9 protein-coding genes are annotated in these 11,084 nt (G+C 67.9%); 1 reads left to right on the forward strand and 8 read right to left on the reverse strand.

What is annotated here, in order from left to right; translation table 11 throughout:
• Positions 1-161: 161 nt before the first annotated feature.
• Positions 162-1,007, reverse strand: coding sequence for an aldo/keto reductase family oxidoreductase (locus tag ASD28_RS18020; RefSeq protein ID WP_056131057.1), 846 nt, complete (start codon positions 1,005-1,007; stop codon positions 162-164).
• A 115-nt stretch (positions 1,008-1,122) separates the two neighbouring features.
• Here ASD28_RS18020 and ASD28_RS18025 point away from each other — a divergent pair, with 115 nt between their 5' ends.
• Positions 1,123-2,022: a LysR family transcriptional regulator gene (locus ASD28_RS18025; RefSeq protein ID WP_056131060.1), complete on the forward strand. Its 900-nt coding sequence runs from the start codon at positions 1,123-1,125 to the stop codon at positions 2,020-2,022.
• Here the strand turns inward: ASD28_RS18025 and ASD28_RS18030 are convergent.
• The 7 genes from ASD28_RS18030 to ASD28_RS18060 form a co-directional block, all read right to left on the reverse strand.
• On the reverse strand, positions 2,016-2,492 hold the full coding sequence (locus tag ASD28_RS18030) for a YbhB/YbcL family Raf kinase inhibitor-like protein (protein WP_056131063.1): 477 nt from the start codon (positions 2,490-2,492) through the stop codon (positions 2,016-2,018). The genes ASD28_RS18025 and ASD28_RS18030 overlap by 7 nt on opposite strands.
• Positions 2,493-2,787: 295 nt before the next feature.
• Positions 2,788-3,258 carry a DUF6328 family protein gene (locus ASD28_RS18035; protein ID WP_056131066.1) on the reverse strand — a complete coding sequence of 157 codons (471 nt, stop codon included), beginning with the start codon at positions 3,256-3,258 and terminating at the stop codon, positions 2,788-2,790.
• 60 nt (positions 3,259-3,318) lie between these two features.
• On the reverse strand, positions 3,319-4,461 hold the full coding sequence (locus ASD28_RS18040) for a VWA domain-containing protein (protein ID WP_056131069.1): 1,143 nt from the start codon (positions 4,459-4,461) through the stop codon (positions 3,319-3,321).
• Positions 4,451-6,664, reverse strand: a complete 2,214-nt coding sequence (locus tag ASD28_RS18045; protein ID WP_056131072.1) for a DUF5682 family protein — start codon at positions 6,662-6,664, stop codon at positions 4,451-4,453. The genes ASD28_RS18040 and ASD28_RS18045 overlap by 11 nt, the downstream gene beginning before the upstream one ends.
• A gap of 7 nt (positions 6,665-6,671) precedes the next feature.
• A complete protein-coding gene (locus ASD28_RS18050; protein WP_056131075.1) occupies positions 6,672-7,763 on the reverse strand; it encodes an AAA family ATPase in 1,092 nt (363 codons plus the stop codon).
• Entirely contained in the window at positions 7,760-9,298 is a 1,539-nt protein-coding gene (locus ASD28_RS18055) for a DUF5691 domain-containing protein (RefSeq protein ID WP_056131078.1), read from the reverse strand. The genes ASD28_RS18050 and ASD28_RS18055 overlap by 4 nt, the downstream gene beginning before the upstream one ends.
• On the reverse strand, positions 9,295-10,617 hold the full coding sequence (locus tag ASD28_RS18060; protein WP_056131080.1) for an SWIM zinc finger family protein: 1,323 nt from the start codon (positions 10,615-10,617) through the stop codon (positions 9,295-9,297). The genes ASD28_RS18055 and ASD28_RS18060 overlap by 4 nt, the downstream gene beginning before the upstream one ends.
• Between the last annotated feature and the right edge of the window lie 467 nt (positions 10,618-11,084).

The following is an 11,084-nucleotide window of genomic DNA, read 5'->3' on the forward strand; positions in this document are numbered from 1 at the left end:
GATGATAGTGCTGCAACCAGTGTGAAAGTAGGTTATCGTCAGGCTAGTTATTAAGAAAACCCCGTCGAGTGATCTCGACGGGGTTTTTCGTTTTGGAAAAACGAAGCCCGCTCGCCCGGATTGGTACTGCCAATCCTCGCTCCGAGCGGGTTTTTTGCTTTCTAGATCCGATCGAGTTTCGCCAGCACATCCGAGGACAACACGAGATCCGCCGCCTTCAGGTTCTCGCGCAGGTGGGCACTCGACGACGTCCCGGGAATCAGCAGGATGTTCGGCGACCGCTGCAACAGCCAGGCGATTGCCACCTGCATCGGCGTCGCACCGAGTTCGGCTGCGACTGCGGACAACGCATCCGACTGCAGCGGCGAAAAGCCACCGAGCGGGAAGAACGGCACGTACGGAATACCGTCGCGCGCCAGCGCATCGATCAGCGCGTCGTCATTGCGGTGAACGAGGTTATACATGTTCTGCACACACGCGATCGGCACGATGCGCCGCGCGTCCTCGACCTGCTTCATCGTCACGTTGCTCAGGCCGACGTGCTTGATGAGACCTTCCTCGCGCAGCTCCGCCAACGTCGTCACCTGTTCTTCGAGCGATCCTTCCGCCGGACCATGGACATCCAACATGCTGCGGAAATTGACCACCTCCAGCACGTCCAGGCCGAGATTGCGCAGGTTGTCGTGCACGGCCTCGCGCAGTTCCTTCGGTGACGTGGCCGGCAGCCATGCACCCTGGGCGTCGCGTCGCGCGCTGACCTTGGTGACGATGACGAGGTCGTCCGGATACGGATGCAGCGCTTCCCGGATCAATTGATTGGTGACGTGAGGGCCGTAGAAATCCGATGTATCAATGTGGTTGACGCCGAGCGCCACCGCATCGCGCAGCACGGCGAGCGCGGCCTCCCGATCCCGCGGCGGCCCGAAGACGCCGGGCCCTGCCAGCTGCATGGCGCCATAGCCGAGGCGTCGGACAGTACGGTCGCCGAGTTGATACGTGGTGGACATTGAGATTCTCCTTGATGGATCGTGAACAGTGCATCCACGATAAGCCCGCGACGATCTCAGGACAATCCGGCATAATCCGCATGGGTTGTACGCCAAACCGGACAATGGAAAACACATGAAAGTCGATCTGGGCGATCTTTCCGCTTTCGTCGCCGTCGCGCGCGCCGGCGGTTTCCGCGATGCCGCACGGGCCACGAGCGGCAGCGCATCCGGTCTCAGCGATGCGGTGCGGCGTCTTGAAGCGAAGCTCGGCGTGCGCCTGCTCAACCGCACCACGCGCAGCGTCGTGCCGACGGAAGCGGGCCGCAGCCTGCTTGCGCGCCTGGACCCCGTGCTCAACGAAGTCGAGAGTGCGCTCGACGTGGTCAATGGTTTTCGTGATACGCCCACCGGCACCCTCAAGCTCAATGTGCCGATGAGCGCGGCGCGGCTCGTGCTGCCGTCCATCGTGCCGCGCTTCCTCGCTGCCTACCCCGAGATCCGCCTGGAAGTGATCGCGGACGAGAGCTTCGTCGACGTGCTCGCGGCCGGCTGCGATGCGGGCATCCGCTACGAGGAAAAGCTCGAGCAGGACATGGTCGCCGTACCCATCGGACCGCGCGTCCAGCGCATGGCCGCGGCCGCGGCGCCGGACTATCTCGACCGGCGCGGCCGCCCTCGGCATCCGCGCGACTTGCTGGACCACGCCTGCATGCGCGCACGCTTTGCCAGCGGCGCGATCATCCGCTGGACATTCGAGCGCGACAGCGAGACGATCACAATCGATCCGCCCGGGCAATTGCTCGTCCAGGTGGGCGGCGCACTCGACCTGAAAATCGACGTGGCCGTCGCCGGCACGGGCATCGTCTACCTGTTCGAGGACTGGTTGCGCCCGCATATCGACCGTGGCGAGCTCGAGCCCGTGCTGGAACCGTGGTGGCCATCCTTTTCCGGCCCGTATCTCTACTATCCGGGGCGCAGGCTCGTCCCCGCGCCACTGCGCGCCTTCATCGATTTCATCCGCGCGGATCAGTGACCGCGCTGATAGGTGCCGATCAGTTCCGTCTGCGCCTTCACATGCCCCTGCATCGCCTTTTCCAGCTGGGGCTTGGTCGGATGCCGCAGGTCGGGCAGCACGGTGTCGAGCGCATACAGCTTATGCACGTAGCGGTGCCGTCCGATGGGCGGACACGGCCCGCCGTAGCGCGTGTTCTTGAAATCGTTGAGGCCGGCTTGCGTGCCGCGCGGCAGTTCCGCCTCGCGTATCCCGGCGGGCAGGTGGTTCGCCTGCGGCGGCAGGTTGTAGAGGACCCAGTGCACCCAGGTCATTTTCGGTGCCGCAGGATCGGGCGCGTCCGGGTCGTCGATGATGAGGACGAGGCTGCGGGTGTCGGGCGGGACGCCGGACCACGACAGCGCCGGCGACGTATTCGCGCCATCGCATGTGTGGATGGCGGGGATGGGGCCGCCGGGCGTGAAGTCGGCCGAGGTCAATGTCAGGCTCATGCTTGCCTCCCTGGAGTCGAAACGCTACAAGCTTCGACATCGGCAAACGCTCTCGGTTGCACCGCTTCCAGCCGTCACAGCAGGCGCGCGATCGTCGCGTCGCCGCTGCGTGAACGGCTGGGCAAACACTCGCCACCGTCTGTGCTCCCCCCGATATCGGAACTTGAAGGTAGGCCAGTGTCGCCCAGTTCGTAAAATTCTTGTCCACGATGCCGTGAACACAGGAGCATTATCCGGGTGCAAGCGCCCTCATCTGTTCGCCGCCTCACACAACACGGCCGCGGCTACGCCGGCGTCAGGCCTGCGGTTCGCCGACCTGGATCGGGTCACGGCGCGGAATGAGGTACCAGAGTCCCACAAAGAGGCAGAGTGAGGCAACCGCGGCAGCGATACTGAGCGAGAGCATGTCGGTTGCAAGCGACACGACCGTCAACATGTCGAGCGACAGCCCAAGAGCCAGTGGCATCAACGCACCCCGGATGGCTTTGCGCGCTACCTTGACCATGAGCGACGTCGCGTAACCGTGCTGGGCGCGGTAATACACGGCCGGCGTCATCAGGAGAGCCATCGCGATCACCATCAAGGCGAGGCCGACCATGTGGCACGCCTGTGCGTACAGCGCGAGGTCATTGAACCGTTCGTTGAACACGGCGATCGTCTGGAAACCAAACACCGCCTGCAAGCCGGGGAGAATGCAGCGCGCCTCTTCGATGATGTCGCGCATGGCTCGGTGGTTCTTTTCTTGTTGAGAAGCTTGATCGTCCATGGGATGACAGTAGCGCCAAACACGGCTGTGTTCAACCGCCCGCACGATTGAAGCACGTGGTTACGCGTGGACGATACCCGCCTGCGACGCCCACTGTTCGAGGCTGTGCCGCTGGATCGCCGCCGCCATCAGGTCGGGGAACAGGTCGGGCGTGCAGGCGAAGCAGGGGATGCCCATCGCGGCCAGCTGCGCCGCATTGTTGCGGTCGTACGAAGGGGCGCCGCTGTCGTCCAGTGCGAGCAGGGATATCACCTGCGCGCCGCTGCCGACGAGGCTCGCCGCGCGCCGCAGCATTTCCGCATTGTTGCCGCCCTCGTACAGGTCGCTGATCAGGACGAAGATCGTGTCCTGCGGCCGCGTGACGAGGCCCTGGCAATACGCGAGCGCGCGGTTGATGTCCGTGCCGCCGCCCAGCTGCGTGCCGAACAGGACCTCGACCGGGTCGTGCAGCAGCGGCGTCAGGTCGACGACGGTCGTGTCGAACACGACCACCGACGTGGTCACCGCCTTGATGCTCGCAAGGACCGCCGCGAACACGCTCGCGTACACGACGGACGGCGCCATCGATCCGCTCTGGTCGACGCACAGCACGATGTCGCGCAGCGAGCGTCCGCGCCGGCCGTAGCCGATGCGCGTCTCCGGGATGATCGTCTGGTAGTCCGGTTGATAATGCCGCAGGTTGGCGCGGATGGTGCGCAGCCAGTCGATGTCCTGGTGGCGCGGGCGCCGGTTGCGCGCCGCCCGGTTCAGGCTTCCGGACACCGCCTGGCGCATCGGCGTGGACAGCTTCTTTTCCAGTTCCTCGACGACCTTCGCGACGACGGCGCGGGCCGTCGCGCGTGTCTTGTTCGGCAGGACGCGGTTCAGGCTGAGGAGCGTCGCGACGAGGTGCACGTCCGGCTCGACGGCCGCCAGCATCTCCGGTTCGCACAGCATCTGCTGCAGGCCGAGGCGGTCGAACGCATCCTTCTGCATCACCTGCACGACGCTGGACGGGAAGTACTGGCGGATGTCGCCCAGCCAGCGCGCCACGCGCGGTGCCGATCCACCCAGGCCGCCGCTGCGCGTGTCCGGACCGGCGCCGTACAGCGCGTCGAGCGCCGCATCGATCGCGGCATCGGCACCGTTCAAGGTGAGCGATTCGCCCGCGTCCTGCCCCAGCACGAGGCGCCAACGGCGCGCCGCTTCCTGTTCATTCGCCATCGATGGCCTCCTGGAGTGACTGGGTCCCGAACAGTGTGTGCAGGATGGGCAGCACGCGCCGCGCACGTACCGGATCGACGGCCGTCGCCGGCGCCGCATGCGCGAGCTTGCCGCCGGCCTGCGCCGCGCGCTGGCCCAGTTCGCGCCGCTCGGGCGCGCTGAACGTGGCCACTGTCCGGCGCAGCAGCGGCAGCAGTTCCGTGAAGACGTGGTCCGGCTGCGCGAGCAGCCAGCCGTTCACGATGTTCCACAACGGGTCGCTGTGCGCGAGCAGGGCGCCGCTGCCCTGTAAAAACCCTTCGAGCCAGTGCGCGGTGACGAGCGGCGGCACGGTCGGCGAGCAGCGCAGCGCGAGCTGGCGCGCGGCGCGCCCGCTGTCCCAGCGTCCCTGCTCCGTGAGGATGCGGCCGCACCGTCCCGCCAGCAGCGGATGCGACAAATCGCTCGTCGCGCCGGCCTCCAGCGCATCGAACCAGGCCGCCGCGTGCGTCTCGTCCTGCAGCAGGCGCACGGCCTGGTCGGCCGCGATGATCTGGCCCAGCAGCGCGGCGGCCGCATCGTCCGCGACGCCGCGCAGACCGTACGGCAGCGCGATGCACGCGCGCGCCAGGAGGCCGTCGACGACGCTCCCCAGCGCCTGCGTGTCGACGTTGCGCGCGCTGCCGTAGCGCAGCACATTGACGAGCGACGGCAGCGCGGCCAGCAGCAGCCCGAGGTCGGGCGTCAACGTGCCCACTTCCTGGATGCGCGCCATCAGCGGATCGACGGCCGCGCGCAGGTCGGCCAGCAGGATCGTCTCCATCAGGCGCGTGAGTTCCGGCAGGGTGTGCGCCTGCGCCGCGCGGTCGGCGGCGAGCGCCGTCGTGGCGCTGTCGAGCGTGGCGCCCCAGCGGCTGGCGGCGATCAGGTCGACGGCGAATTCCGGCGCCCACGCGAGCTGCCATTGTTCGTGGAAGGTGCCCGTCCGGCCGCGGACGCTCTGCTGCCGCCCCCACGGGACGCCCAGCAGCGCAAGGCGATGCAGCAGCACGCTCTTTTCCAGGTGAGCGGGCTGGCGCAGGTCGAGGTCGAGCTCCGTCATGTCCGCCCGCACGGGCATGCGCAGGCGTTTCTGCTGCGCGGCCACGTCCTGCGCGAGCGGCACGGCCGGCACGTCGTCCGGCACGGTGCCCAGCGCTTCGTCGATGAGCAGTTCGCGCCGGATCAGACGCAGCGGCGCGTCGCTGTCGTAGCAGAACACGGCGCGCACGGCTTCCATCAATTCATCCAGGCCCGGACGTGGACGGTCGCGCAGCGCGGCCAGCGTGTCGGCCAGGCGCGCCGCCTCGATCACGTGGGCGGACGATGCGTCGAGATCGTGCTTGCGAAGGAGCGTCGCGACTTCCGTCAGCCAGTGCAGGCCCGCGCGCTCGCGATGGCGCCACAGGTGACGATACCAGCCGGGCGCCGTCACGCCCGCGCCGTAGCCGCTGGCGAACGTAAGACGGCCGTGCGTCCACGGCACCCACGTCGCCGCAATCTTTTCCTTCGCCAGGCCTTTCAACAGATCGGCGTCGCTCTTCGCGCTGGGCAGTGTCGCGAGGGCCGGCACGTGCCACGCGCCGCACACGACGGCGATGCGTTCGCGGCCCTCCTTGACGGCCTGGCGGATCGCCGTGCGCATCCACGCTTCGCGTTTTATTTCGACGTCGTCGGACGGCGGGCCGGCTTCGTTGCGCAGCGCCGTCATCATCTCGGCGATGGCGGCGAACAGGTCCAGGCTGTCGCCGCGCTGTTCGACGAGATGGTCCCACCACGTCTCCGTGTCGCCGTAGCCGGCCGCCTGCGCGAGCCAGCGCAGCGGGTCGTCGTGGATGTCGTCGTCCTTCTTGTCGTCCGCGGCGCGCAGCGCGAAGCGGTACGCCTGCGGCAGGTCGCAGAAGCGCAGCTCCGTGCCGTATTCGGCCGCATGGCGGAGCGCCTGCCATTCCGGCGAATACTCGGCGAACGGGTAGAACACGGCGCGCTGCGGATCGGCCGGCGCATACAGCAGCAGGGCCACGGGCGGCACCAGCTCCGCATGGCCGGCAAAGGGCGCCAGCGCATCCGCTTCCGGCGGACCCTCGACGAGGATGCAATCCGGCGCCAGCGCAGCCAGCGCCGCCGCCAGGCTGCGCGCGCAACCTGGGCCGTGGTGGCGCACGCCGAACAGGTGGACGCTCATCGCGCGCTCACGCCATCACGTCGCGGCAGGCGCGGTACAAATCCTTCCAGCCGTCGCGTTCCTTGACGACGGTCTCCAGGTATTCGAGCATCGCCACGCGGTCCTGCAGCGGATCCTTGACGATCGCGCCGACCATGCCGGCCGCAAGGTCCGCGCCGCGCAGCACGCCGTCGCCGAAGTGCGCCGCCAGCGACAGGCCGTGCGTGACGACGGAGATGGCCTCGGCGGTGCTCATGCTGGCGCTGGGGACTTTCAGCTTCGTCTTGCCGTCGCTGGTGACGCCTTCGCGCAGTTCGCGGAACACGGTGACGATGCGGCGGATCTCTTCCAGCGCCGGCGTCTCGGCCGGCAGCTCCAATGCGCGTCCGATGCTCGCCACGCGCGTCTCGACGATGCGCACTTCCTCGTCGGCCGTGCGCGGCGGCGGCAGCACGACGGTGTTGAAGCGGCGTTTCAGTGCGCTCGACAGCTCGTTGACGCCGCGGTCGCGGTCGTTCGCGGTGGCGATGATGTTGAAGCCTTTCTCGGCCAGCACCTCGTCGTCCAGTTCCGCGATCGGCAAGACCTTCTCGGACAGGATCGAGATCAGGCTGTCCTGCACCTCGCCCGGCATGCGCGTGAGTTCCTCGATGCGGGCGATGCGTCCCGTGCGCATGGCGCGCATCACCGGGCTCGGAACGATGGCTTCCTGCGACGGGCCCTTGGCCAGCAGCTGCGCGTAGTTCCAGCCATAGCGCACGGCTTCCTCGCTGGTACCGGCGGTGCCGTGCACGACGAGCGTGGAGTCGCCGCTGATCGCGGCCGCGAGATGTTCGGACACCCACGATTTCGCGGTGCCCGGCACGCCGAGCAGCAACAGGGCGCGGTCGGTGGCGAGCGTGGCGACGGCGATCTCGATCACGCGCGGATTGCCGATGTACTTGGCGCTGATCGTCGCGCCGTTTTCCAGCTCGCCGCCCAGCAGGTACGTCGAGACGGCCCACGGCGACATCTTCCAGCGGGGCGGGCGCTGGCGCGTATCGACGGCGATCAGCGCTTCCAGCTCGTCGGCGTACTGCTGCTCGGCGTGCTGGCGGAGGACGGAAGAGGTGGCGGTCATGCGGGCTCCTGGAATGAAAGGGTCATCTCGTGGCGCAGGCGCGCGAGATCGAAGAATGCGTTGACGGCGTTGTCCCATTCGGCGTCGGGCTGCCAGGCCGCGCGCAGGCCTGCTTCCGACGCCGCGGTGGTCGCCGGGTCGAGCGCGAGGGCGAGGCTGGACAGCATCTGGCGTACGAGCCACGGGTGGCCCATGTCGGGCAGCGGCAGCATCGATGTGCGCAGCCGCTCCAGTGCGCGCCGGCTCATGTCCTCGGACCAGGCGTGTGGTGCGCCGGCTGCGAGGCGCGTCAGCAGCCGCATCGGGAACCCGTCGCCGATCCACTTGCCGGCGAGGGCGTCGAACAGTGCATCGTCTTGTGCGATGTGGGCGGCGGCGACGTCGAACAGGCTGTCGGGAACGGCCTCGCGCAGGGATGGGCGGGCGCCTGCCGACCAGATGAGGAAGTCGAGCAACCATGCGCGTGCGCCGTCCTGGCGCTGGACGGCCAGCGCCCAGCCGCGCACGAACACGGCCGCGAATTCGCTGTGCCCGGCGAGTTCGAGGCAGGCGCGCGGTGTGCGGTCGAACTGGCGGGTCCATACGTGCGGATCGGCGGCAGCCAGCATGTCGACGACCCACCCGGCTTTTTCGCCCAGGCCGTGATGCGGCGCGGCGCCGATGCCGTCGCGCCGCATGGCCGCGTCCAGCGCTGCCGGCAGGGTCAGTTCGATGCGGTCGGATTCGATCCGCAGCAGCGGCAGCAGCCGGCCCTCCATGCGCTGCGCCAGCCGCGATCCGGGCAGGCGTGCGAGCAGGCGCTGGGCCGCGATGCGCACTTCCTTGCGGCGATCGTCGAGCGCCGCTTCGAGGAAGGCTTCGTCGTCCGGCCCCAGTCCGACGGCCAGGGCGGCCAGCAGGGCCGCGCGCTGGTCCGGGGGCTCGCTGCTCCACGCCGCGGCGAGTGCGGCGAGCGCCGCCTGCGGGTCGCGCGCACGCCAGTCGCGCAGCGCGGCCACGCGTTGTTCCGGCGTGCCGGTGTCCCACGGCGCGGCCTCCGCATCGATGCCGGCGGCCCAGTTCCACTCCGCCTGCACGCGCGCGAGCCAATGTCCGCGTTCGCCCAGCACGGGCAGCAGCGCGGGACGCAGCGCCGGCTGGCGCGTGGCCGCATCGAGCAGCTTGGGCAGCATGTGCGCGGGCAGATGGCCGCCGTACCGGTGCAGCAGCCGGAGCCACTCCGCTTCCAGGCCGGCCGGATGCAGGTCGCGCAACAGGAGGGTCATGACTGCCTGCGCACGGGGCGGGCAAGGACGCAGCGTGTCGGGCGCCGAGGCGGGCACAAAGGCGGGCGCGGGCTGGTCGGGCGCGATGAAACCGCTGCGTTCCCACAGGTCGAGGGCACCGAGCGACAGCCACAGCGCCCCTTCCGGCACCGCCGCGGCATCGAGCGGCAGCAACGCATCGAGCGGCGCGGGGAGTCCGGCGGGCGGACGGCCGGCGCGGGCCATCCCGATTTTTAACAGCTGCCGCAGCTGGCGCGCGTCGTCGTTCATGGGAGGTCGCTGTCGATGTTGTAGAGCCGTCCGTCGTGCCAGACGGCGAGCGGCAGCAGCATGCGGCCATCCCATTCGCCGCAGACCGTGAGCGGATGGCCGCCGGAGAGAGCCAGCAGGTGCAGCGGATGGCGGAAGGATGGATGCAGCGCGATGCGGCGGCCCAGCGCGTCGCGGACGATGCCATGGTCCGCGCCGTCCGGCACGAGGCCGCCGAGCAGCACCGGGTGGCGCTCGAGGAAGGGCTGGGCGGCGAGGGCGTCCGCGTACGTGTCCTGCAGGGTGTCGAGGCTGGACGGGCTATCGATGCCGGACAGGGGCTGTACGTCGTCCTGGCGCCGGATCTGCGCGCGCAGCGGCCATGCGCTCGGATAGAAGCACAAATCACCGTCGAACGACGTGCCCGGCGCGAGCTGCTGCTCGAAGCCCTGTGTGCCGACCGCGTACTGGAGGTGCAGGGCCCAGCGTCCCGTCGCTTCGCCCAGCAGCCAGGTCGAGCGCACGCGCAGGCGCTCGTCGTCGAACGTGCATTGGGCGAGCACGCCCCAGCGGTCCGTGACGGTTCCCTGGCGCAGGACGTCGTCCTGGCTCATCGTCCACCCGAGCAGGGCGCGCACGTCGGCCTGCAGCGCGGGCGTCAACTGCTCGATGCGTTGCCATGCCTGGACCAGCAGGTACAGCGATGCGAGTTCGTTCGCGACGAGGCTCTCGGCATTGCGCAGGCCGGATTGGTACAGCATGCTGCCCGCGCGGCGCAGACGGCGTGCGACCGGGGCGGCCTGGGCATCGGCCATGCGCGCGGCGATCGCATCCCAGAAGCCCTGGCCGCGCGAGCGCACGGACGCGAGACCTTCGCGCGCCAGGTCATGCAGCCAGGTCTGCAGGTCCGCCAGGCCGGCACTGACTTTGTCTTCGCGCTTTTCTTCACGCTTGCGAGCCTGGACCGCGGCTTCCGGACCGGTATCTTTTACGGTCGCCTTCTTTTCCTGGCGCGTCTGGCGGCCCTGCAGCCAGTCGCTCACCCAGGCCGGTGCCTCCGCCTGGCCGAACAGGGACGGTTCGGAGGTGCGCAGCAGGTACAGGCCGAGGCCGTGCTTGCAAGGGAATTTGCGGCTGGGGCACGTGCATTTGAAGGCGGGGCCGCCGAGGTCGATCTGGGTGCGATACGGTGTCTTGCCGCTGCCCTGGCATTCGCCCCACAGGGCGCTGTCGCTCGTGCCGAGATTCGACCAGTTTCGCGGCGTCGCCAACTGGCTGCCGGCCTTGGCCGAGGCGGGATCGGGCGCGAGAGCCAGGATCTGGTTGGCGTCGAGGGTCACCGGTGTCCTTCGGGCGGATTGATATATTTTCTAGTTCAGTATTCGTGATTATTGCCTAAACGTCAATTAGATGGTGGAGGCGTTGAAGTCGCGCTCGTGCAACGGTACTTGCGTAAGGGCACGTGGGTTGTTATAGTGCGCGTCCTGTTTTGCAGCGCATGAATTGAGTCGGAAACGACGGCGCGACAAAACAGACGAGGGGTTGACGAGTTAAGCGAAGCACGGCATAATCTCACTCCTCTGCTGCTGACGAACAAAACGATTCGCAAATGCAGCAAGGCAGTACCGAATACAGTTCTTTAACAATAAACAGTCGATAAGTGTGGGCGTTTGATGAAGTGCCAGCAGCCGCGTAAGTGGCTGCTGAATGCTTAAATTATCAAATGTTCACGCAAAAGAAATACGTTGCTCAGCAATGAGTGACGGTCAGTATTTTGAGTGAGCGACATGCTGCGAAAGCAGCAAAA

The organism is Massilia sp. Root133, assembly GCF_001426525.1.
Taxonomy (GTDB): domain Bacteria; phylum Pseudomonadota; class Gammaproteobacteria; order Burkholderiales; family Burkholderiaceae_D; genus Telluria; species Telluria orientalis.